The sequence below is a fragment of the Citrobacter sp. TBCP-5362 genome (assembly GCF_005406305.1).
In the GTDB taxonomy this organism is placed as follows: domain Bacteria; phylum Pseudomonadota; class Gammaproteobacteria; order Enterobacterales; family Enterobacteriaceae; genus Citrobacter_B; species Citrobacter_B koseri.
Window position 1 is genome coordinate 3,711,556 of the sequence record NZ_CP040234.1, and the last position, 23,342, is coordinate 3,734,897.

Below are 23,342 nucleotides of genomic sequence, written 5' to 3' on the forward strand. Positions count from 1 at the left end.
CGGCGGCGCTGCGCTTACCGGGCCTATAAACCTATAAATGAGTGATGCCGTAGGCCGGATAAGCGCAGCGCCATCCGGCGAAACGACATTACACCAGCGCTCCGTAAATGGTCAGAAATGCGATCGCCACCACCACCGCCAGAGACGTTTTCTTCGCCATTGAGACAGCGGCTTTCGGCGTTTCGACCTTATCCGTGTGCGGCTCGCGGGCCAGCGAGAACTGTGCCAGACGCGTCAACACCTGGTACTGAGACGTGCGCAGATCCGCCAGCGAAACAAACCAGGCGGGCAGCGCCTTCTCGCCATGCCCCAGCAGCGCATAAACCACGCCAGCCAGACGCACCGGAATCCAGTCCAGAACATGAAGAATCGCGTCAATGCCGGACTGCAAACGTTGATGCGGCGTTTGATAACGCGCCAGCCAGGACTGCCAGGCGCGCAGAAACGCATAGCCGACCAGCGTCACCGGCCCCCACGGGCCGCCGATAATAAACCAGAACAGCGGCGCCAGATAAAAGCGGAAATTTATCCAGAGCAGCGCATTTTGCAGCTCGCGCAAAAACTCCCGTTCGTTGCAGTCTGGCGGCACGCCGTGGATCAGCGTCAGTTCGTTAGCCATCGCTTCACGGGCATGGGCATCATTACGGGAAGCTGCGTTCAGGTACGCGTGATAATGCAGACGAACCTTCCCTGCACCAATACACAACACACCAATCAGTATCCAGACCACCAGAGTGGGAGCGTTAAACAGTAAACCTTCCAGCGCACGCAGCAGCAGGAACGTCACCGCCATCGCAACAATCGTCATCCCCAACGTACGCACCATCGAAAAATGCGTCGTCCGGCGGAACAGGACCTCCAGTCGGTGGTCGAGATGCCAGTGCTCACCCAGCTTGAACAGGCGCTCAACAATCAGCACCAGTAATGTCGTAAACAGCGTCATGTCATCTCCTTGTGTGACGAGGCGGTGACCAGCGCGCGAAACTTCGCCCAGTCGAAAGACGGACCGGGATCGGTTTTACGCTCAGGCGCAATATTGCAGTGTCCGGTCATGTTGTCGGCTATCGCCGGGTAAAGCGCAATCAGCGTGCGCGTCACGGCGGCCAGTTGCTGATACTGCGCATCGGTATAAGCCAGCGTGTCCGTTCCCTCCAGCTCGATACCAATGGAAAAATCATTACAGCGCTCACGCCCCTGATAGTTCGACACGCCCGCATGCCAGGCACGCTTGTCGAAAGGGACATACTGCACAATTTCGCCATCACGGCGAATCAGACAATGTGCCGAAACGCGCAAATGGGCAATCTCGGCAAAAAAAGGATGGGCAGCGGGATCGAGTGTTCCGGTGAATAGCGCATCAATCCACGGACCACCAAACTCGCCTGGCGGCAGGCTGATATTGTGCACCACCAGCAAAGAAGGGGTTTCGTCATCCGGGCGGCAGTCAAAATGAGGAGAGGGGACGCGTCGCGCCTCCGCCAGCCAGCCCTTGTCTAACAGCATACAGAACCTCCTTTTATATGGTGCAGTTATCCGGTTCAGAGTAGCATGTTTCTACCTTATGATTCGTTACCAATTTGGAGTTTTATCATGCCGCCTCGCCGCTACAACCCTGACTACCGACGTGACGCGCTGTTGGAACGCATAAATCTGGATATCCCCACCGCTGTCGCCCAGGCGCTGCGTGAAGATTTAGGCGGAGAAGTTGACGCAAATAACGATATTACCGCGCAGCTTTTACCGGAGAACACCCGTTCTCACGCCACGGTGATTACCCGTGAAGATGGCGTATTCTGCGGAAAACGTTGGGTAGAAGAGGTCTTTATTCAACTGGCCGGCGATGATGTCAGCATCACCTGGCGCGTACAGGACGGCGACAGCATTAAAGCCAACCAGCCGCTGTTTGAACTGGACGGCCCGTCTCGCATCCTGCTGACCGGCGAGCGCACCGCGTTGAACTTTGTTCAGACGCTTTCCGGCGTCGCAAGCGAAGTCCGTAAATACGTTGATTTACTGGCGGGGACAAAAACGCAACTGCTGGACACCCGCAAAACCCTGCCGGGTCTGCGAACCGCATTAAAATACGCCGTATTGTGCGGCGGCGGCGCGAATCACCGTCTGGGGCTTTCCGACGCCTTTCTGATTAAAGAGAACCACATCATCGCTTCCGGCTCAGTGCGCCAGGCGGTCGAGAAAGCCTTCTGGCTGCATCCTGATGTGCCGGTTGAAGTTGAAGTTGAGAATCTGGATGAGCTGGACGACGCGCTGAAAGCGGGCGCAGACATCATCATGCTGGATAACTTCGAAACGGATCAGATGCGTGAAGCGGTGAAACGCACCAACGGACAGGCGCGGCTGGAAGTTTCCGGCAATGTCACTGATGAAACCCTGCGCGAATTTGCCGAAACCGGTGTAGATTTTATCTCCGTTGGCGCGCTGACCAAACATGTGAGAGCGCTCGATCTCTCCATGCGTTTTCGCTAACGCCGGATTGTCATGCCCGATGGCGCTTCGCTTATCGGGCCTACAAATAATGCTAATCCCGGCTGATAATGCCCGGTGGCGCTCCGCTTATCGGGCCTACAAACGATGTAACACCCTGCCGATAATGCCCGATGGCGCTTCGCTTATCGGGCCTACAAACGATGTAAATCCGTAGGCCGGATAAGGCGTTTACGCCGCCATCCGGCACATTTTTTCGGGCGGCCTCGCAAACCTGCTGCCTTGCTATGCAACCCGCTAACAATCTTCTGAATCCCCTTTCCCGTTTCGATTTTTGCCGCTCGCGGATCATATCCTGCGTTTGCCAAAGTAGCGCCTGTTAACTCAAGGAGCAGACAATGGACAAACAACGCGGATTTACGCTTATCGAACTGATGGTGGTGATCGGCATTATCGCCATCCTGAGCGCCATCGGCATTCCGGCCTACCAGAACTACCTGTGCAAAGCCGCACTGACGGATATGTTGCAGACATTCGTTCCTTACCGCACCGCCGTCGAACTCTGCGCGCTGGAACACGGCGGCATTGCAACCTGCGACGCCAGCAGCAACGGCATCCCCTCTCCGACCACCACCCGCTACGTCTCTGGCATGAGCATAGAAAAAGGCGTGGTAATGCTCACCGGGCAGGAGAGCCTCAACGGTCTGAGCATCACCATGACGCCCAACTGGGATAACGCCAACGGCATCACCGGCTGGACGCGCAGTTGCAACATCCAGAGCGACAGCGCGCTGCAACAGGCTTGTGAAGATGTTTTCCGCTTTGACGCCAGCTAAGGAGAAAGCAATGAACATCACGCAACTTACGGCGCTGTGCCTGCGTCATCAGGGAATATTGCTCGATGCCGATAACGAGGTGGTTCACGTCGCGGTCGTAGATTCACCGTCCCATGAACTACTGGACGCCCTGCACTTTGCCACAACAAAGCGGATCGACATTGTCTGCTGGACTCGTCAGCAGATGGAAGGCCATATGCATAAGCCCCGGAAAATGCTCCCGGCCGTCATCGCCGACGATAGCCGCACGGCGGCGGAACTTTTGCAGCAGACGCTGGAATCCGCGCTGGCAAAACGCGCTTCCGACATCCACATTGAACCTGCGGAAAACCACTACCGAATCAGGCTGCGCGTGGATGGCGTACTTCATGCCTTGCCCGGCGTTTCATCCGTCACCGGCGCGACACTGACGGCAAGGTTAAAGGTACTGGGCAATCTGGATATTGCCGAACATCGACTCCCGCAAGACGGGCAATTTACCGTGACGCTTGCGGGCAATGCGGTTTCATTTCGTGTCGCGATCCTCCCCTGCCGGGACGGTGAGAAAGTGGTACTGCGGTTACTTCACCAGGTCGAGCAGGCGCTTGATCTCAACGCGTTAGGCATGCCTGATACGCAACTCGCCCTGCTCATGCAGGCGCTACGGCAACCGCAGGGGCTGGTTCTGGTGACAGGCCCTACCGGCAGTGGAAAAACCGTAACGCTCTACAGCGCGCTACAGGCGCGCAACACCCTGGATGTGAATCTCTGTAGCGTAGAAGACCCGGTCGAAATCCCTGTCGAGGGCCTTAATCAGACACAAATTCATCCGCGCGCCGGACTTACCTTTCAGAGCGTATTACGCGCGCTGCTGCGTCAGGACCCCGACATTATAATGGTGGGCGAAATCCGTGATGGCGAAACAGCAGAAATTGCGATTAAAGCCGCGCAAACCGGCCACCTGGTGCTGTCCACGCTGCACACCAACTCCACCAGTGAAACGCTGATACGTTTACAGCAGATGGGCGTCGCGCGTTGGATGATCTCATCCGCCCTGACGCTGGTCGTCGCCCAGCGACTGGTCAGAAAATTATGTCCGTACTGCCGTCATCTTGCCGCAGAGCCTGTCTCGCTTCCCGCCGCGCTATGGCCTACCACGCTTCCCCGCTGGCAAGCGCCAGGTTGCGAACGTTGCTACCACGGATTTTATGGGCGTACCGCACTCTTCGAGGTTTTGCCTGTTACGCCCGCATTGCGACAGTTGCTTATCAACAATGCAACCGTTGAGGCGCTGGAGTCCTGCGCCCGACAGGAAGGGATGAGTACGCTTTTTGAGAACGGCTGTCATGCGGTTGAACAAGGATTGACGACCTTTGAAGAACTCCTGCGCGTTCTGGGGCTACCCCATGTCAGCTAAACAGCTTTGGCGCTGGCAAGGGATTAACGCCACGGGCCATTCGGAAGAGGGGGCATTATGGGCTGACGATCGTGCCGCACTGCTCGTTGCTCTGGAACATCAGCACATCATACCGATACGCGCAAAACGCTTGAGCGTTAAAGCGGCACACTGGCGCGCAGAACAAAGCGCGGAGATCGTCCACCAACTGGCGACGCTTCTCAAAGCGGGGCTTACGCTTTCCGAAGGACTGACGTTGCTTGCCGGGCAGCATCCCAGTCGACAATGGCAGGCGCTGCTGCAAACGCTGGCCCATAACCTGGAGCAAGGCGCCCCGCTTTCTTCCGCGCTGGCGCAATGGCCGCAGGTCTTTCCTCCACTCTATCAGGCGATGATCCGTACCGGGGAACTTACCGGAAAACTCGATGAATGCTGCTTTGAGCTGGCGCGTCAGCAAAATGCCCAAAAACAGCTTGCTGACAAAGTCAAAAAAGCGCTGCGTTATCCCATCATAATTCTGACGATGGCCGTGATGGTTGTTTTCGCCATGCTGCACTTTGTCCTGCCAGAGTTTGCCGCTATCTACCGGACATTCAATACGCCGTTACCGGCACTGACGCAGGGCATCATCACACTGGCGCAGTGGAGTGCCCAATGGGGCTGGCTGATGGCGCTGCCCGGTATCGCAACGGGGGTAATCTACGGTTTGATAATAAAAAAACCGTACTGGCAGATTCAACGCCAGCGTCTTCTGCTGCGCTGTCCCGTTATTGCACGCCTGGTCAGAGGCCAAAAACTCACGCAGATTTTCACCATCCTGGCATTAACGCAACGCGCCGGAATCCCCTTTTCACAAGGGCTGGAAAGTGTCGCAGAAACCCTGAATTGCCCTTACTGGTCTCAGCGTTTAGCTCAGGTTCATCGCGATATTCATGCCGGAAAACCGGTCTGGCAGGCGCTTAAAAATGCCGGTGAGTTCAGCCCATTGTGCATACAGTTGGTCATGACCGGTGAAACTTCCGGCGCGCTGGATGCAATGTTGCATAACCTTGCCCGGCACCACGGTGAGAATACGCTATCGCTGGCGGATAACCTGGCGGCGCTACTGGAACCCGCCTTGCTTGTTATCACAGGGGTCATTATTGGTACGTTGGTCGTGGCAATGTATTTGCCCGTTTTCCATCTGGGGGATGCAATGAGCGGTATGGGATAATGCTGGCGCATTGTGCTGCGCCAGCGCAGGGGATTACAGGCTATTGAAAACGCGGTTTTCTTGTTCCTGTACCCGAATAAACGTCGTGCGTTTCGTCAGCTCTTTCAGACGGGAGGCGCCAACGTAGGTACAGGCTGAACGCAGACCGCCGAGGATATCACGCGCGGTGTATTCCACCGGGCCACGCAGCGGCAGCTTAACGGTTTTCCCTTCTGCTGCACGATATTGCGCAACGCCGCCAACGTGACGGGTCATAGCGGATTCAGAACTCATGCCATAGAACAGCATAAATTTCTCGCCATTCTCTTCAACAATTTTACCGCCGCTTTCTTCATGGCCTGCCAGCATACCGCCCAGCATCACGAAATCCGCGCCGCCGCCGAACGCTTTTGCGACATCGCCAGGCATGGTGCAACCGCCATCGCTGACAATCATACCGCCCAGACCATGCGCGGCATCGGCGCATTCAATCACCGCAGAAAGCTGCGGATAGCCCACGCCAGTTTTCACACGCGTGGTACATACGGAGCCAGGGCCAATCCCGACTTTTACAATATCCGCGCCGGAGAGAACCAACTCTTCACACATTTCACCAGTCACCACGTTACCGGCACAAATGGTTTTTGTCGGCCATGCTTCACGCGCCTTTGAAACAAACTGCACGAAGTGTTCGGAGTAACCATTTGCCACATCAATACAAACAAAGTTCAGTGCCGGGCTCTGCGCCAGAATCTGTTTGGTTTTTTCGAAATCAGCATCGGAGGTGCCTGTTGAAACCATCACATGCCTGAGAACATCCTCAGAGGCGGTACTGGTGAAGGCGTTCCAGTCCTCAACGGAATAGTGCTTATGTACGGCAGTCAGAATGTCGAACGATGCCAGAGCGCTTGCCATCTCGAAAGTCCCGACGGTGTCCATATTTGCCGCGATAATCGGCACGCCGGACCAGGTCTGACCTGAATGTTTAAAGGTGAATTGACGTTCCAGTTCAACATCAGAACGACTTTTGAGGGTAGAGCGTTTAGGGCGGATAAGAACGTCTTTGAAACCTAATTTCAGATCTTCTTCGATACGCATGTGCGGATTCCTGGGGTTAATGGCAAAAAAGCGAAACTCACAACTCCAGTGACGTTATCATACGCACTAATCAGGCTTGCGCAAGACTGCGAAATTCTCTTTTTTTACGCTACAATCCCATAAATTTACCTGGCGAATAGTAGATAATGCCTACAGTAATATCGCCTTCGCGCGCTCAACTTTTAACCATTTGATTATCAAACCTAAATCCCAGGATCTGGACTTATGAGGTATACAGTAGCCTTAACCGGCGGCATTGGCAGTGGTAAAAGCACCGTTGCGAATGCATTCGCTGACCTCGGAATAAACGTTATCGACGCCGATATTATTGCGCGTCAGGTGGTTGAACCCGGTCAACCCGCCCTTATGGCGATCGCTGAACATTTTGGTTCTGCACTTATCGCGCCAGACGGTTCGCTACAACGTCGGATGTTGCGCGAACGTATCTTTGCCAGTCCTGAAGAGAAATCCTGGCTGAATGCCCTGCTCCATCCGTTAATTCAGCAGGAAACCCGGCGTCAGTTTCAGCAGGCAACGTCCCCTTACGTGCTATGGGTTGTGCCCCTGCTCGTCGAAAATGCGCTGTATAAACAAGCCAATCGCGTTCTGGTGGTCGACGTGACGCCCGAAACGCAGCTCTTGCGGACCATGCAGCGCGATGATGTGACGCGTGAACATGTTGAACAAATTCTGGCTGCCCAGGCAACGCGTGAAGCACGCCTTGCCGTGGCAGATGATGTTATTGATAATAATGGCGCACCGGACGCTATCGCGTCGGATGTTGCCCGCCTGCACGCGCGCTATTTACAGCTTGCGTCGCAGTTTGTCTCACAGGAAAAACCGTAATGCACACCCAGGTCCTTTTTGAACACCCTCTCAATGAGAAGATGCGTACATGGCTGCGCATTGAGTTTCTGATTCAGCAACTCTCCGTCAATTTACCCCTCGCAGATCATGCGGACGCTCTGCATTTTTTCCGTAACATCGGGGATTTGCTGGATGTGTTCGAACGTGGTGAAGTGCGGACCGAGTTGCTAAAAGAGCTTGAGCGTCAGCAGCGCAAACTTCAGGCCTGGGTTGAAGTGCCGGGGGTTGACCAGAGTCGAATTGAGGCTCTGCGCCAGCAATTGAAGACGGCGGGCAGCATTCTGATTTCTGCTCCGCGTATCGGGCAGCAGTTACGTGAAGATCGCCTGATTGCTCTGGTTCGTCAGCGCCTGAGTATTCCTGGCGGTTGTTGTAGTTTTGATTTGCCGACCCTGCATATCTGGCTGCATTTGCCGCAGGAACAGCGTGATGCGCAGGTTGAAACCTGGATCGCCAGCCTGAATCCGCTCAATCAGGCATTAACGCTGATCCTGGATTTGATTCGTAATTCCTCGCCGTTCCGTAAGCAAACCAGTCTGAATGGTTTTTATCAGGACAATGGCGATGATGCCGACCTGCTGCGTTTGCAACTGGCGCTTGATTCACAGCTCTATCCGCAAATTTCCGGGCATAAGAGCCGCTTTGCGATTCGCTTTATGCCGCTGGATAGCGAAAATGGCCTGGTGCCTGAGCGCCTCGATTTCGAACTGGCATGTTGTTAAGGAGTAAAGATGTCAGAAACTATCACCGTTAGCTGCCCAACCTGCGGGAAAACCGTTGTCTGGGGCGAAGTGAGTCCGTTCCGTCCATTTTGTTCTAAACGCTGCCAGTTGATCGATCTCGGCGAGTGGGCCGCTGAAGAGAAGCGTATTCCAAGCTCTGGCGACTTGTCAGAAAGCGACGACTGGAGTGAAGAACAGAAGTAATTCAACTAAAACGTAGGGCGGGCAAGCGCAGCGCCCCCGCCATAATTTGCCGGATGGCGGCGTTGCCTTATCCGGCCTACGAACTACGAACACCATTAGCCAGCAATCAGTTTTTCAATTACTGGCGCATTCGCGGGCGGGAAATCTTCCGCATTCAGAGCATCTTGCGCAATCCACCGCCCCGGTTGCCCCTCTTTTCCCCACGGCTCCCCTTCCCAGTGATCAACTAACCAGAACCACAGTGTGATGTGCCTGTCCGGGAACTGATATTCCAGCTTTTCAAATAGCGTTGCTTCACGCGGGGTGATCCCCACTTCTTCCTGCAACTCCCGGATCAGCGCCTGCTCCGGCGTTTCGCCCGCTTCGATTTTCCCGCCGGGAAACTCCAGTTTATTGGCCATATGAGCATCGGCCGCACGTTGGGTAATAAAAATTTCGTGGTTCGGGTTGCGAATAATCCCGACAGCGATTTGCAGTTTTTTCATACGGTTACATCCATAAAAAAGGCGCAGTCACCTGCGCCTCATTGTCTTTATTCAGACCTTAGCTCAGACGGCCGTGGCACTGTTTGTATTTTTTACCGGAACCGCAAGGGCAAGGATCGTTACGACCCACTTTACGATCGCCCGTTTGCGCTGCCAGAGCAGCAGCCGCTGCGCTGTCGTCATCCTGATGACTAAGCTGCTGCATCTGCGCTAAACGCTCGGCTTCTTCGCGGCGCTGTTGTTCCATCGCTTCTACTTCTTCAGGCATACGAACCTGAACTTTGCTCAGCGTACTGACCACTTCATACTTCAGCGATTCCAGCATTGCTGCAAACATGGAGAAGGACTCGCGTTTGTATTCCTGCTTCGGATCTTTCTGCGCATAGCCACGCAGGTGGATACCCTGACGCAGGTAATCCATCGCCGCCAGGTGCTCTTTCCACAGCGAATCAAGAGTTTGCAGCATGACGCCTTTTTCGAAGTGACGCATCATCTCTGCGCCAACTACTTCTTCTTTACGCTGATACACTTCGATTGAGTGCGCCAGAATACGCTCACGCAGCGTCTCTTCGTGCAGCTCCGGCTCTTTATCCAGCCACTCGGCAATTGGCATATCCAGATCGAAGTCGTTTTTCAGACGTTCCTGCAAACCCGGAATATCCCACATCTCTTCCAGCGACTGCGGCGGAATGTACGCATCGATCGTCACTTTAAAGACGTCTTCACGAATGCTGTTGATGGTTTCGCTGACGTCGCTGACATCCAGCAGTTCGTTACGCTGGGTGTAAATGGCGCGACGCTGATCGTTCGCGACATCGTCGTATTCCAGCAGCTGCTTACGAATATCGAAGTTGCGGCTTTCAACTTTACGCTGCGCATTGGCAATCGCTTTAGTCACCCACGGGTGCTCAATGGCTTCACCTGGTTTCATACCCAGTTTACGCATCATGCCCGACACACGGTCAGAGGCAAAAATACGCATCAGCGCATCTTCCATTGACAGGTAGAAACGGGAAGAACCCGCATCGCCCTGACGACCGGAACGACCACGCAACTGGTTGTCGATACGGCGAGATTCGTGGCGCTCAGTGCCGATGATGTGCAGACCGCCAGACGCCAGCACCGCCTCATGGCGAACCTGCCAGTCCGCTTTGATCTGCGCGATCTGCTCTGGCGTTGGGTTTTCCAGCTCCGCCACTTCAGCCTGCCAGCTACCACCCAGCACGATGTCCGTACCACGACCGGCCATGTTGGTGGCGATAGTGACCGCAGCCGGGTAGCCCGCCTGCGCGACAATCGCCGCTTCGTTGGCGTGGAATTTGGCGTTCAGAACGTTATGCTTGATGCCCGCTTTGGTCAGCTCATTAGAGACCACTTCAGATTTTTCGATCGAGATCGTACCCACCAGCACCGGCTGGCCGTTCGCGGTACGCTCTTTGATGTCTTCAATGATCGCCTGAATTTTTTCCGCTTCGGTCATGTAGACCAGATCCGGCATATCCTTACGGATCATCGGACGGTTGGTCGGAACCACAACGGTATCCAGCTTATAGATGGAGCTGAATTCGAACGCTTCGGTATCTGCGGTACCAGTCATACCGGCCAGTTTCTCATACAGACGGAAGTAGTTCTGGAAGGTGATGGATGCCAGCGTCTGGTTCTCGTTCTGGATTTCCACGCCTTCTTTCGCTTCCACAGCCTGGTGCAAACCGTCGGACCAGCGGCGACCCTGCATGGTACGACCGGTGTGTTCGTCAACGATGATCACTTCGCCATCTTTAACGATGTAATCCACATCGCGGGTAAACAGCGCGTGCGCGCGCAGCGCGGCGGTTACGTGGTGCATCAGCATGATGTTGCCCGGAGAGTACAGGGACTCGCCTTCATCCATAATGCCTTCTTTCACCAGCAGTTCTTCGATCAGCACCAGACCGCGTTCCGTCAGGTTGACCTGACGCGCTTTCTCATCAACGGAGAAGTGGCCTTCGCCCTGGAAGGTATCAGAGTCTTCTTTCTCCTGGCGAATCAGATGCGGGATGATCTTGTTTACTTTCTTGTACATTTCCGAGCTGTCTTCAGCCGGGCCGGAAATGATCAGCGGCGTACGCGCTTCATCGATCAGGATGGAGTCGACCTCATCCACCAGCGCATAGTGCAGTTTACGCTGTACGCGCTCTTCCGGGCTGAACGCCATGTTATCGCGCAGGTAGTCAAAGCCGTATTCGTTGTTGGTGCCGTAAGTGATGTCGGCGGCGTAAGCTTCACGTTTTGCTGGGGCAGGCATGCCCGGCAGGTTAATACCGACGCTCATCCCGAGGAATTCAAACAGCGGGCGGTTGTTTTCAGCATCACGTTGCGCCAGATAGTCGTTCACTGTGACGACGTGTACGCCCTTACCGCTTAACGCGTTCAGGTAAGCAGGCAGCGTTGCGGTCAGGGTTTTACCTTCACCGGTACGCATTTCCGCGATACAGCGATCGTTCAGCACCATACCGCCCAGCAACTGGACGTCAAAGTGACGCATGCCGAATACGCGCTTACTCGCTTCACGAACCACGGCGAACGCTTCCGGGATCAGGCTTTCAACGCTTTCGCCTTTCTCCAGACGCGCGCGAAACTCTGCCGTTTTCCCTTTCAGTTCGTCATCGGAGAGTTTTTCCATCTCCGGTTCCATGGCATTGATGATGCCGACCGCTTTACGCATACGACGCAAGGTACGATCGTTACGACTACCGAATACTTTGGTTAACAATTTGATTAGCATAATAAAATCTCAAACGCCCCGCGATGCGGAGTCTCTATAATTAGTTGAAGGTTTTTTGTTTTTAGCTGAGGCGTTGAGGGCCAGCGCGGATTCCCTGCGCCTGACTTATCCAGGCGGGAACGCTAAATGAGGCCTGAGGCGTAAAGTGCGCACGGGCGACGCGACGTACAATCGTTGGCGGTGTGCCTTCCTGCGTCAGCATCGCGCTGAGCGTGTTCAGTAACGCAATATGGTGCGCCTGAAGTGGCGAAGACTCTTCAACAACCGGCAGCGTTTGCGGCGCCATGGCAAAAGAGAGATGACGGATAACCGTGCGAATCGCATGCTGATGCCAGTAGTCGACGGTAAAATTCGGGCGGCGGTTACTCGCCTCCAGCAGCGCGAGCTGGCTGAAGTTAACCTTAACGGATTGATCGTGGTTACTGGCGGTCGCTTTCGCCGGCGTATTAGGCTCGGCTGCGTTACTGAGAGCGGGCAGACCAAAGCTAGCCGCGACCATCCCCAATAAGAGATGCGGCCAGAAGTACCGTCTACCTAACTGTCGCCAGCGCGTCAGTATTCCACTCACGTCATTGCCACCCTGATATGCCCGGCATGTGGGCTTACGAATTCAAAACGTTTTTTGCGCACAAATATTACCATTAAAGCGTACGCTCTACAGCAGTAATGACATGGCGCTGAGGATAAAAATGCTTAAGAAAGCAGCGAACGCACTGTATTTCGGTTCAGCGGCAGAGAAAAAGGCGAAGGCAAACGCCGGACGGAAGAGATAAAAAAACGACTGGCTTACCTGGCCGGAGAGGGTGCCAGATTAACCAGTCGAATTTATGCGACAGGTATACACTTCATCCTTCAAGCTGCCTCTTTGTTGGCTGCCTTCTCTCGCCCCAGTCATGTACTGGTTGTACACTCCTGGGAATTCGCTCAGTTGCCGTCTTGATGCAACTTGAATGATTTTGTGTATAGCTATTATGCCAGTACAGTCGAAGGCGCTTTGAAAGCCAACGGCAGTTCTGCGTCGTCCTGGAAGGTCACATATTCCCAGGCTTCCTGTTTCGCCAGGACAGCCTGCAACAGTTTGTTATTCAATGCGTGACCGGACTTATACGCGGTAAACGCACCAATAATGTTGTGACCGCACATGAACAAGTCACCGATCGCGTCGAGCATTTTGTGACGAACAAATTCGTCTTCAAAACGCAGACCGTCTTCGTTCAGTACGCGATAATCGTCAACAACGATGGCACAATCGAAGCTGCCGCCCAGGCACAGGCCACGGGACTGCAAATATTCGATATCACGCATGAAACCGAAGGTACGCGCACGGCTGATCTGGCGCATGAACGCGTCCGCAGAGAAGTTCATCGCATAGCGCTGGCTGCTGGAATCAATCGCCGGATGGTTAAAGTCGATGGTGAAATCCAACGTAAAACCATTGTACGGCTTAAATTCAGCCCACTTGTCACCATCTTCGACGCGAACCGTCTCTTTGATGCGTACAAATTTTTTGGCGCAGTTCAGCTCATCAATACCCGCATCAAGCAGCAGGTAGACAAACGGAGCAGCACTGCCATCCATGATCGGGATTTCCGGCGCATCGACTTCGATAACGATATTATCGATACCCAGACCCGCCAGAGCAGCGTTAAGGTGCTCTACGGTTGAAATCCGTACATCATGCTCGTTGACCAGACACGTACAGAGCATGGTATCACGCACAGATTTGGCATCGGCCGGGAAATCTACCGGTGGATTCAAGTCGGTGCGACGATAGATGACCCCGGTGTTGGCCGGCGCAGGGCGTAAGGTCAGGGTGACTTTCTTGCCGGTATGTAAACCGACACCTGTCGCCTGAACGATACGTTTAAGTGTCCTTTGTTTGATCATCGTATAATCTCGCCAAATTACCTATCCAACCGAAGTGTACTATACATTCGGTGGGCCAGTTTAGCACAAAGAGCCGTGAATCCCAAATTCCAGCCAATTCTTAATCGGCTTGCTTACGCAGGAACGCAGGGATATCCAGATAATCCGGTTCTTTTGCCGTTTGCGGCGTATTGTCGTTCACCACTTTTGCGACCGGCTTCTGCTCTTGCGTCAGCGGCGCCATGCCGTGCTGCTGGTAACGATCCATCACCGGCTGCTGTACCTGTTTGTTGGTCACCAGGGTGATTTCAGGACGCTTGTCCATACCAATACCGGTTGCCACAACGGTGACGCGCAGTTCGTCATTCATATCCGGGTCCAGAGAAGTACCGATAACCACGGTCGCGTTATCCGACGCAAAAGCACGGATGGTGTTACCAACGGTTTCGAACTCATCCAGACGCAGGTCGAAGCCCGCAGTGATGTTAACCAGCACGCCGCGCGCGCCAGACAGATCGATATCTTCCAGCAGCGGAGAAGAGATCGCCATTTCTGCCGCTTCTTCCGCACGGTCTTCACCGCTTGCCACGCCGGAGCCCATCATCGCGTAGCCCATTTCGGACATCACGGTGCGCACGTCTGCAAAGTCGACGTTCATCAGACCTGGGCGGGTAATCAGCTCAGCGATACCCTGAACCGCGCCTTTCAGCACGTCGTTCGCCGCGCCAAACGCATCCAGCAGGGAGATACCGCGTCCCAGCACTTTCAGCAGCTTGTCGTTCGGGATGGTGATCAGCGAGTCCACATGTTTGGACAGCTCAGTAATACCCTGCTCCGCGAATGCCATGCGCTTCTTGCCTTCGAAGTTGAAAGGCTTCGTCACCACGGCAACGGTCAGGATACCTAAATCTTTTGCCACTTCCGCAACCACTGGCGCTGCACCGGTACCGGTACCGCCGCCCATGCCTGCTGCGATAAACACCATGTCTGCGCCGTCAAGCGCTGCACGCAGTGCTTCACGATCTTCGTCCGCCGCATTGCGGCCGACTTCCGGGTTTGCACCCGCGCCCAGACCTTTGGTGATGCCGCTACCAATCTGAATGGTCTGCCCAACCGCAGTCTTACGCAACGCCTGAGCGTCGGTATTCACCGCGAAGAATTCAACACCTTCGATGCGCTCGCGCACCATGTGTTCAACGGCATTACCGCCGCCGCCACCGACGCCGATGACTTTAATCACCGCGTCGTTGGTCAGTTCCATAGGTTCAAACATAGTTTCTCTCCGTTTTGTGCCTGTCGCCTGAGACCGTTAATAGTCGCCGGTCTCATAAAAATTAAAACTCTTTTCGCAGCCAGCTATTAAGTCGCTTGATCCACGAGCCAACTGATGCCGTAACACGTTTTTCCACTTCCGCTTCGCCACTTAAGTGGGACTCTTTCCCGTAGTGAAGCAGCCCCACCGCCGTTGAGTAGTACGGCTCCTGGGCATAATCCGTCAGTCCGGTAATATTCAGCGGCGCGCCAATACGCACTTGCGTATGGAACACGCGCTGAGCACAGGCAGCAAGACCTTCAATTTGCGCCGCGCCGCCGGTTAATACAATCCCCGCCGCCAGATGATGTTTCACACCCTGCTGGCGAAGCTGTTCCTGTAATTGCAAAATCTCTTCGTTGACCAGGTTGAGCAGCTCGGTGTAACGCGGCTCAATCACCTCCGCAAGCGTCTGACGTTGCAGACTACGCGGCGGACGACCGCCCACGCTCGGCACTTCAACGCTTTCGTCTTTGCCGACGATAGAGCCCAGCGCGCAGCCGTGACGCACTTTGATGGCTTCAGCATCGCTCGGCGGCGTACCGAAGGCATACGCGATATCGCTGGTCACGACATTCCCTGCGTAAGGGATTACCTTGGTATGGCGCAACGCCCCGCCAGTATAAACGGCGATATCCATTGTACCACCACCGATATCAACCACGCAGACGCCAAGTTCACGTTCATCTTCCGTTAAAACGGAGTAACTGGCCGCTAACCCGGCAAATATGAGTTGGTCAACTTTCAGGCCACAACGTTCCACCGCTTTAACGATGTTTTTCGCCATGTCGTTGTGGCATGTGATCAAGTGCACTTTTGCCTGCATACGCACGCCGGAAAGGCCAACCGGATTCTTAATACCTTCCTGGTAATCGATCGCATATTCCTGCGGAATAACATGCAGTACACGATGCTCATCACGCACGCGCACCGACTTCGCGGTATGCACGACGTTTTCCACATCTTCCTGCGTCACTTCTTCTTCGGAGATCGGCACCATACCAATTTCATTCTGACAGCTAATGTGCTTGCCAGAAAGCGCCAGATACACCGAGGAGATCTGGCAATCCGCCATCAGCTCCGCCTGGTCAATGGCGCGCTGTACGCACTTCACCACTGACTCGAGGTCGTTCACCCCGCCTTTATCCATACCTCGCGACGGGCAACTGCCCACGCCAATGATATTGACCATACCGTCGGGCAGAACTTCCCCTACTAAAGCGGCAACCTTCGCGGTGCCAATCTCCAGTCCTACTACCAGTTTTCTGTCCGTCGCCTTGATCATTGTTGTTCTGCCTGTGCCTGATTCTGTTGCTGATTAGATTCCTCTGGAGGTAAGGGTGCCCACCCTACTGCCGCCCCCGAGTCATAACGCAAATCAACGTAGCTTATCCGTTTGCCATCGGTTTGCGCCTGCTGCTGTAAAACCGGATAAAGTTCTACAAAGCGAGCCAAACGTTTCATCGTATCGCCCCTGCCGAGGTTGAGCTTAATATCGTTATTCAGCGTCAACTGCCAGGAACGACGCGCGGTCATTGCCGCTTCCTTCAGGGTGAATCTGTCCTTAGCCAGCACCTGCCCCATATCGCGATACCCCTGCAACACTTCACTCGCGCTGCCTTCCGGGCCATACAACATGGGTAATACCTGTTTACTGGTTCGCTCTGCCGGTACGCTGAAGGTATTGCCTTCGGCATCAACCATATGCTGATCATTCCAACGCGCAATCGGCACATATTCAACCAGATGAATCTTCAATTCATCAGGCCATTGCTTTCTGACGCTGGCCTGTTTAATCCACGGTAAACGCTCTATCTGGCTCTGGATAATGTTCACATCCTGAGTCATAAACGTACCCGGCGCGCCCAACGCCAGAATCGACTGGCGGATGTCATCATTGCGCGTGTAATGCCGCTCGCCGGTCAACACCAGTTTCGACAACGGCAAACGCTGCGCGTCTTCCATCCAGCCCAACACAACCCAGCCGCTGACAAACACGGTGCAGAGCACCGTCAGCAGGAACAGTATTCCTGCAAGACGCGTTCCATTATTGCGCCGTGAAGAAGACACCTCTTCATCACTGTTTCGCGTGTTCAGCGCAGCCTGCGACATATCAGTCCGCCAACTCCAGAATTCGTACCACCAACTGCGAGAAGCTCATGCCCGCCTGACGCGCCGCCATCGGCACCAGACTGTGGCTGGTCATACCCGGCGAGGTATTCGCTTCCAGCAGATAAAACTGGCCATCGCTGTCCAGCATGACGTCGATGCGGCCCCATCCTTTGCAACCCAACGCGGTCCACGCTTTCAGGACCAATGTCTGCAAAATAGCCTCTTGTTCCTCTTCCAGACCTGCCGGGCAGAAATATTGTGTCTCATCAGAGAGATACTTCGCCTCATAATCATAGAAGGTTCCGGCGGGTTGGATACGAATTGACGGTAAAATTTCTTCACCGAGTATCGCAACCGTAAATTCCGGGCCACTGAGCCATTTCTCAATCAGTACTTCTTCATCATGCTGAAAAGCCAATGCTAATGCTGCCTGCAAAGCATTTTCTTCTACCACTTTCGACATGCCGACGCTGGAACCTTCACGGCTCGGCTTCACAATCAGCGGCAAACCCAGCGCAGAAATTTGCGTTAGCGCGTCGTCGCTAAGCCCTTTTTCAAACTCAGCGCGCGTCAATGCCACCCACGGCGCAACCGGTAATCCGGCGCCCTGCCACAGCAATTTGCTGCGCAGTTTATCCATTGAGATTGCTGAAGCCATCACCCCGCTGCCGGTATAGGGCAGGCCAATCAGATCCAGCATCCCTTGCAGCGTGCCATCTTCACCGCCGCGACCATGCAACGCAATAAACACCTTCTGAAAACCCATTGATTTCAGCAGGGTGACATCAACCTCTTTCGGGTCGATCGGATGCGCATCCACGCCGCCTTCGCGTAACCCGGCCAGCACCGCCGCGCCGGAATTCAGCGAAACATCACGTTCGGCGGAGGTTCCACCCAACAGGACCGCGATTTTATCAGCCATGTTGCTCCTCCTCCTGGGTTTGCGGCTTCAGTTTAATTTCAGCTAAGGTGCGCGCAATTTTGCCGATATTTCCCGCGCCTTGCACCAAAATCAAATCATTACCGGTTAATACCGGCGCCAGCATTTGCGCAACCTGCGCCGGATCGGAGACCAGAATCGGGTCAATTTTACCGCGACCGCGAATCGTACGGCACAGCGAACGGCTGTCCGCTCCCGGAATTGGCGCTTCGCCTGCGGCGTAAACATCCAGCATTAACAGCGCGTCAACCTGCGTCAGCACGTTGGCGAAATCGTCGTACAGATCGCGCGTACGCGTGAAGCGGTGCGGCTGGAAAACCATCACCAGATTTTTATCCGGCCAGCCTGCACGCGCGGCCTTAATGGTGGCGTCAACTTCCGTTGGATGATGGCCGTAATCATCGACCAGCATCGCCGTCCCTGCTTTACCGTTTACCGGCTCAAGCGGGAATTCGCCGAGGAAATCGAAGCGACGCCCGGTACCCTGGAAGCTTTCCAGCGCGCGCAGAATCGCCTCGTCGTCAATCCCCTCTTCGGTCGCCACCGCCACGGCAGCCGCCGCGTTCAGCGCATTGTGGCGGCCCGGCGCATTCAGCGTCACCTGCATTGCAGGTTTATCCTGACGCAGCAGCGTAAAATGCCCCTGCGGCCCAACCTGCTGGTACTCTTCCACACGCACGTCAGCGTCGTCGCTAAAACCATAAGTTGTGGTCTGACGGCCCACGCGCGGCAGCAGCTCGCGGATCACCGGATCGTCAACACACATCACTGCACGACCATAAAACGGCAAATTGTGCAGGAAATTAATAAAGGTCTGCTTCAAATTTTCGAAGTCGCCCTGGTAAGTATCCATATGGTCGGCTTCAATATTGGTGACAATCGCCACCATCGGTTGCAGATGCAGGAACGACGCATCGCTCTCATCCGCTTCCGCAATCAGATAACGGCTGTGGCCTAAACGCGCATGCACGCCCGCCGCTTTCACCAGCCCACCGTTGACGAAGGTCGGGTCCAGTCCCGCTTCCGCGTAAATGCTGGAGACCATCGCGGTGGTCGTTGTTTTACCGTGCGTCCCGGCAATGGCGATGCCGTGACGAAAACGCATTAACTCCGCCAGCATCTCCGCGCGACGGATCACCGGAATACGCGCTTCATGCGCCGCGACAATCTCCGGGTTATCCGCAGAGATCGCGCTGGAAACCACCACCACGCTCGCATCGCGCACGTTTTCCGGGCGATGATTGAAGAAAATGGTGGCGCCAAGGCTCGCCAGTTGCTGCGTAACCGGATTCGGCGCTAAATCAGAACCACTGATCTGATACCCTTCATTGGCCAGAACTTCGGCAATACCGCCCATACCGGCACCACCGATGCCGACAAAGTGGATGTGCCGAACGCGACGCATTTCGGGCACGATGGAACGCAGTTTTGCCAGTTGTTGTGTATTCATTCTTTACGCCATTCACTTCTCAATTCATGCGGTGCAAAAGGCACCGCCACAATTACGCCCGGGCAGCCCGGCTCACTTCATTTGCAACACGCTCGGTGGCATCTGGAATGGATGCAGCGCGGGCACGTTCTGCCATGGTTAATAACGTTTCTCGCGACCACCCGGACAGGGTGCTGGCGACGGCATCCACAGTAAACTGCGGCTGCTCAAAAATTTTGGCGGCCCCCGCTTTCTCCAGCGGCAGGGCATTCCAGTACTGCTGCCGGTCTTTATGCTGAAACGGCACAAACAGCGCGGGCAAACCGGCGGCGGCGATTTCACTCACCGTTAACGCGCCAGAGCGGCAAACGACAACATCCGCCCACGCATAGGCTGCGGCCATGTCATCAATAAATTCCGTCACCTTATGCTGCGGTTGCCCCGCCCCGGCATAAGCCTGCTCTACGGTCTGCTGCGCGCCTTTACCGCTTTGATGCCAGATAGTGACCGTATTGCCCAGTTTTGCTGCAACCTGCGGCAGCGTCTGGTTTAATACCCGCGCCCCCTGAGAGCCGCCCACCACCAGCACGCGAATCGGCCCTTCACGTCCGGCCAGGCGTTCTTGCGGCAAGGGGAGCGCCAGTACGTCAGTACGTACCGGGTTTCCGACCACGTCCGCTTTCGGAAACGCGCCGGGAAAAGCCTGCATCACCGTCGTGGCGATTTTCGCCAGCCACTTATTGGTCAACCCTGCAATGCCGTTTTGCTCATGCAGCACAACCGGAATACCCAGCGACCACGCCGCCAGACCGCCGGGGCCAGAGACATAGCCGCCCATGCCGAGCACCACATCAGGCTTAAACCGCTTCATGATCGCCCGCGCCTGACGCCAGGCGTTAAAAATACGCAGCGGTGCCGCCAGCAGCGCTTTCACGCCTTTTCCGCGCAAACCGGAAATGCGAATAAAATCAATCTCAATGCCATGCTTCGGCACTAAATCCGCTTCCATACGATCGGCGGTTCCGAGCCAGCGTACTTGCCAGCCCTGGTCCATTAAATGGTGCGCGACGGCCAGTCCTGGGAACACATGTCCGCCAGTACCGCCCGCCATCACCATTAACCGCTTCGGTTGACCACTCATCGTGAACCTCGTGTAAACGCCTGCGCTTTTTCCAGACGCGTTTCATAATCAATACGTAACAAAAACATGATGGCCGTCGACATGATCAGCAAACTGGAACCACCATAACTGATCAGCGGCAGCGTCAGACCCTTCGTTGGCAGCATGCCTGCCGCCGCGCCGACGTTGACCAGCGCCTGGAAGCTGAACCAGATTCCAATCGAGCAGGCCAGGAATCCTGAAAAACGGTGATCAATCTCCAGCGCCTTACGGCCAATCGACATCGCGCGAAAAGCGACGAAGAATACCATTAAAAGCGCCAGTACCACACCGATATAACCCAGTTCTTCCCCAATAATGGCGAAGATGAAGTCAGTATGCGCTTCCGGCAGATACTCCAGTTTTTGTACCGAGTTCCCCAGCCCCTGCCCCCACATCTCACCACGGCCAAATGCCATCAGGGATTGCGTCAGCTGGTAGCCGCTGCCAAACGGATCTTCCCAGGGGTTCCAGAAAGAGGTCACACGGCGAATACGATACGGTTCGGCGAGGATCAGCAGGATCACCGCCGATATCCCCATGCCGATGATGGCAATGAACTGCCATAACTTCGCCCCGGCGAGAAACAGCATCGCCAGCGTGGTAACGAACAGCACCACCACCGTCCCGAGATCGGGCTGCGCCAGCAGCAAAATCGCCAGCACCAGAATCACGCCCATCGGTTTTAAGAAGCCGCGCAGGTTATTACGCACTTCATCAACTTTGCGCACCAGATAGTTGGCGAGGTAGCAGAACAGCGACAGTTTGGTAAATTCCGCAGGCTGAATACGCAGCGGCCCCAGCGCAATCCAACGCGATGCCCCGTTAACTGAGCTACCCACCACCAGCACGATCAACAACATGATGATCGACGCGATCAGCATCGTGGTGCTGTACTTTTGCCAGAACTCCATCGGTAAACGCAGCGTGATCATCGCCAGGCAAAACGCCAGGAGTATGTACAGCGCGTCACGCTTGGCAAACAGGAAAGGATCGTTCGCCAGACGTTGTCCGACAGGCATTGACGCCGACGTCACCATGATGAAACCGATCGCCGCCAGGCCAAATGTCAGCCAGAGCAACGTGCGGTCATACATGATCAGGCTATCGTCGTCTTTATCGCGCGACGCCATCACCCAGCCTTTAAGCGCCGTAAAGACCCATACCAGGATTCCAAATCCCGGCAGGCGCGGCATTCTCAGGCGAGGGAGAGATAAACGCATCAACCTAACTCCTTCGCCAGACGGGTAAAGGCATCGCCCCGTTGCTCAAAATTCTTAAACTGATCGAGGCTGGCGCAGGCCGGGGACAGCAGAACCATATCGCCCGGTTGCAAACGCGGCGCCAGCAGACGCATCGCCTCTTCCATCGTCTCAGTTTGTTCTGCGATTTCCGGGCGCAGCGCCGCCAGCTGCGCGCCATCACGACCAAAGCAGTACAGGCGAACGCGATCGCCGCCCAGGTAACGGGTGAGCGAAGAGAAGTCCGCCGATTTACCATCGCCGCCGAGCAGCAGGTGCAGCGTACCGTCTACGTGCAGGCCATTCAGCGCCGCTTCCGTGCTGCCTACGTTGGTGGCTTTGGAGTCATTAATCCAGCGCACGCCGTTATGCTCCAGCGCCAGCTGGAAGCGATGCGCCAGGCCGGTAAAGGTCGTCAACGCTTTCAGGCTGCTGGCGCGCGGTAAACCCGCCGCATCGGCCAGCGCCAGCGCCGCCAGCGCATTGGTGTAGTTGTGCTGGCCGGAAAGCTTCATCTCTTTCACGTTCAACACTTTTTCACCCTTCACCCGCAGCCAGGTCTCGCCCTGCTGGCGATTGAGGTGATAATCCCCCATGTTGACGCCAAAACTGACGCAACGCGCATCCGCGCCGCGTACCGGCATGGTCAGCGCGTCATCGGCATTCACCACGCAAACTTTCGCATTCTCATACACGCGCAGTTTTGCCGCGCGATACTGTTGCAGACCAAACGGATATCGGTCCATATGGTCTTCGGTAACGTTCAGGATGGTTGCGGCAACGGCCTGTAGGCTGGATGTCGTTTCCAGCTGGAAGCTGGAAAGCTCCAGTACGTACAGCTCGCGAGCGGCGTCCAGCAGCATCAACGCAGGCAGACCGATGTTACCGCCAACGCCCACGTTCACGCCCGCCGCTTTCGCCATCTCGCCTACCAGCGTGGTCACGGTGCTTTTACCGTTCGATCCGGTGATCGCCACGATCGGCGCCTGCGCTTCGCGACAGAACAGTTCGATATCGCCGACAATCTCAATACCCGCATCGGCGGCAGCGCTCAGTGAAGGGTGCGCCAGAGCAATACCAGGGCTGGCGACGATCAGATCCGCCGCCAGTAGCCAGTCATCATTCAGGCTGCCGACGTGACGCTCTACCGCTTCCGGTAATTTGTCCAGACCCGACGGCGTCGCACGGGTATCCATTACGCGCGGCGTTACGCCGCGCGCCAGGAAAAAGTCCACGCAGGAAAGTCCGGTCAATCCCAGACCAATAATGACGACTTTTTTACCCTGGTAATCAGCCAT

The 23,342-nt window shown here is 55.3% G+C and carries 22 protein-coding genes; 7 read left to right on the forward strand and 15 right to left on the reverse strand.

The window, feature by feature from the left end:
* Positions 1-88 precede the first annotated feature (88 nt).
* Both ampE and ampD read right to left on the reverse strand, forming a co-directional pair.
* Positions 89-943, reverse strand: coding sequence for a beta-lactamase regulator AmpE (gene ampE, locus FD428_RS17690; protein WP_114847954.1), 855 nt, complete (start codon positions 941-943; stop codon positions 89-91).
* A complete protein-coding gene (gene ampD, locus FD428_RS17695; RefSeq protein WP_012134055.1) occupies positions 940-1,503 on the reverse strand; it encodes a 1,6-anhydro-N-acetylmuramyl-L-alanine amidase AmpD in 564 nt (187 codons plus the stop codon). The genes ampE and ampD overlap by 4 nt, the downstream gene beginning before the upstream one ends.
* An 87-nt stretch (positions 1,504-1,590) precedes the next feature.
* Between ampD and nadC the strand changes: the two genes are divergently transcribed.
* The 4 genes from nadC to hofC all read left to right on the forward strand — a co-directional run bounded on the left by nadC (position 1,591) and on the right by hofC (position 5,866).
* On the forward strand, positions 1,591-2,484 hold the full coding sequence (nadC, locus tag FD428_RS17700; protein ID WP_012134056.1) for a carboxylating nicotinate-nucleotide diphosphorylase: 894 nt from the start codon (positions 1,591-1,593) through the stop codon (positions 2,482-2,484).
* 356 nt (positions 2,485-2,840) lie between these two features.
* Positions 2,841-3,278: a prepilin peptidase-dependent pilin gene (gene ppdD, locus FD428_RS17705; RefSeq protein WP_114847955.1), complete on the forward strand. Its 438-nt coding sequence runs from the start codon at positions 2,841-2,843 to the stop codon at positions 3,276-3,278.
* Positions 3,279-3,288: 10 nt separating this feature from the next.
* Positions 3,289-4,674 carry a type II secretion system protein GspE gene (gene gspE / locus FD428_RS17710; RefSeq protein WP_114847956.1) on the forward strand — a complete coding sequence of 462 codons (1,386 nt, stop codon included), beginning with the start codon at positions 3,289-3,291 and terminating at the stop codon, positions 4,672-4,674.
* Positions 4,664-5,866: a protein transport protein HofC gene (hofC, locus tag FD428_RS17715; RefSeq protein WP_114847957.1), complete on the forward strand. Its 1,203-nt coding sequence runs from the start codon at positions 4,664-4,666 to the stop codon at positions 5,864-5,866. The genes gspE and hofC overlap by 11 nt, the downstream gene beginning before the upstream one ends.
* A gap of 33 nt (positions 5,867-5,899) precedes the next feature.
* Here the strand turns inward: hofC and FD428_RS17720 are convergent, their stop codons facing one another.
* Positions 5,900-6,943 (reverse strand): GMP reductase, encoded by a 1,044-nt coding sequence (locus FD428_RS17720; protein ID WP_012134060.1) that lies wholly within the window; start codon positions 6,941-6,943, stop codon positions 5,900-5,902.
* Positions 6,944-7,168: 225 nt separating this feature from the next.
* On the opposite strand from FD428_RS17720, the gene coaE reads away from it, so the two are divergent.
* From coaE to yacG, 3 genes are read left to right on the forward strand one after another with little or no spacing between them, the layout of a single operon-like run.
* The gene (gene coaE / locus FD428_RS17725) at positions 7,169-7,789 is read left to right on the forward strand and encodes a dephospho-CoA kinase (RefSeq protein ID WP_058668570.1); all 621 of its coding nucleotides are present in this window, start codon (positions 7,169-7,171) and stop codon (positions 7,787-7,789) included.
* A complete protein-coding gene (zapD, locus tag FD428_RS17730) occupies positions 7,789-8,532 on the forward strand; it encodes a cell division protein ZapD (protein ID WP_012134063.1) in 744 nt (247 codons plus the stop codon). Before coaE ends, zapD begins: the two co-directional genes overlap by 1 nt.
* Before the next feature lie 9 nt (positions 8,533-8,541).
* Complete coding sequence (gene yacG, locus FD428_RS17735; protein ID WP_047458910.1) at positions 8,542-8,736, forward strand: DNA gyrase inhibitor YacG; 195 nt, start codon at positions 8,542-8,544, stop codon at positions 8,734-8,736.
* Between the two features lie 95 nt (positions 8,737-8,831).
* On the opposite strand, the gene mutT is transcribed toward yacG, so the two are convergent.
* The 12 genes from mutT to murD all read right to left on the reverse strand — a co-directional run bounded on the left by mutT (position 8,832) and on the right by murD (position 23,342).
* Entirely contained in the window at positions 8,832-9,221 is a 390-nt protein-coding gene (gene mutT / locus FD428_RS17740; RefSeq protein ID WP_049010061.1) for an 8-oxo-dGTP diphosphatase MutT, read from the reverse strand.
* Between the two features lie 58 nt (positions 9,222-9,279).
* Complete coding sequence (gene secA, locus FD428_RS17745) at positions 9,280-11,985, reverse strand: preprotein translocase subunit SecA (protein ID WP_047458916.1); 2,706 nt, start codon at positions 11,983-11,985, stop codon at positions 9,280-9,282.
* A gap of 61 nt (positions 11,986-12,046) precedes the next feature.
* Positions 12,047-12,553, reverse strand: a complete 507-nt coding sequence (gene secM / locus FD428_RS17750) for a secA translation cis-regulator SecM (protein WP_024130709.1) — start codon at positions 12,551-12,553, stop codon at positions 12,047-12,049.
* A 401-nt stretch (positions 12,554-12,954) separates the two neighbouring features.
* Positions 12,955-13,872 carry a UDP-3-O-acyl-N-acetylglucosamine deacetylase gene (lpxC, locus tag FD428_RS17755; protein WP_012134068.1) on the reverse strand — a complete coding sequence of 306 codons (918 nt, stop codon included), beginning with the start codon at positions 13,870-13,872 and terminating at the stop codon, positions 12,955-12,957.
* A 100-nt stretch (positions 13,873-13,972) separates the two neighbouring features.
* A complete protein-coding gene (gene ftsZ / locus FD428_RS17760) occupies positions 13,973-15,124 on the reverse strand; it encodes a cell division protein FtsZ (protein WP_004857884.1) in 1,152 nt (383 codons plus the stop codon).
* 61 nt (positions 15,125-15,185) lie between these two features.
* A complete protein-coding gene (ftsA, locus tag FD428_RS17765) occupies positions 15,186-16,448 on the reverse strand; it encodes a cell division protein FtsA (protein WP_003018755.1) in 1,263 nt (420 codons plus the stop codon).
* Positions 16,445-17,275 (reverse strand): cell division protein FtsQ, encoded by an 831-nt coding sequence (ftsQ, locus tag FD428_RS17770; protein WP_012134069.1) that lies wholly within the window; start codon positions 17,273-17,275, stop codon positions 16,445-16,447. The genes ftsA and ftsQ overlap by 4 nt, the downstream gene beginning before the upstream one ends.
* Position 17,276: 1 nt before the next feature.
* The gene (locus FD428_RS17775; RefSeq protein ID WP_071257565.1) at positions 17,277-18,197 is read right to left on the reverse strand and encodes a D-alanine--D-alanine ligase; all 921 of its coding nucleotides are present in this window, start codon (positions 18,195-18,197) and stop codon (positions 17,277-17,279) included.
* The gene (gene murC, locus FD428_RS17780; protein WP_012134071.1) at positions 18,190-19,665 is read right to left on the reverse strand and encodes a UDP-N-acetylmuramate--L-alanine ligase; all 1,476 of its coding nucleotides are present in this window, start codon (positions 19,663-19,665) and stop codon (positions 18,190-18,192) included. Before murC ends, FD428_RS17775 begins: the two co-directional genes overlap by 8 nt.
* 52 nt (positions 19,666-19,717) lie before the next feature.
* Positions 19,718-20,785 (reverse strand): undecaprenyldiphospho-muramoylpentapeptide beta-N-acetylglucosaminyltransferase, encoded by a 1,068-nt coding sequence (gene murG, locus FD428_RS17785; RefSeq protein ID WP_112001186.1) that lies wholly within the window; start codon positions 20,783-20,785, stop codon positions 19,718-19,720.
* Entirely contained in the window at positions 20,782-22,026 is a 1,245-nt protein-coding gene (gene ftsW / locus FD428_RS17790; protein WP_024130710.1) for a cell division protein FtsW, read from the reverse strand. Before ftsW ends, murG begins: the two co-directional genes overlap by 4 nt.
* The gene (gene murD / locus FD428_RS17795; protein WP_114847958.1) at positions 22,026-23,342 is read right to left on the reverse strand and encodes a UDP-N-acetylmuramoyl-L-alanine--D-glutamate ligase; all 1,317 of its coding nucleotides are present in this window, start codon (positions 23,340-23,342) and stop codon (positions 22,026-22,028) included. The genes ftsW and murD overlap by 1 nt, the downstream gene beginning before the upstream one ends.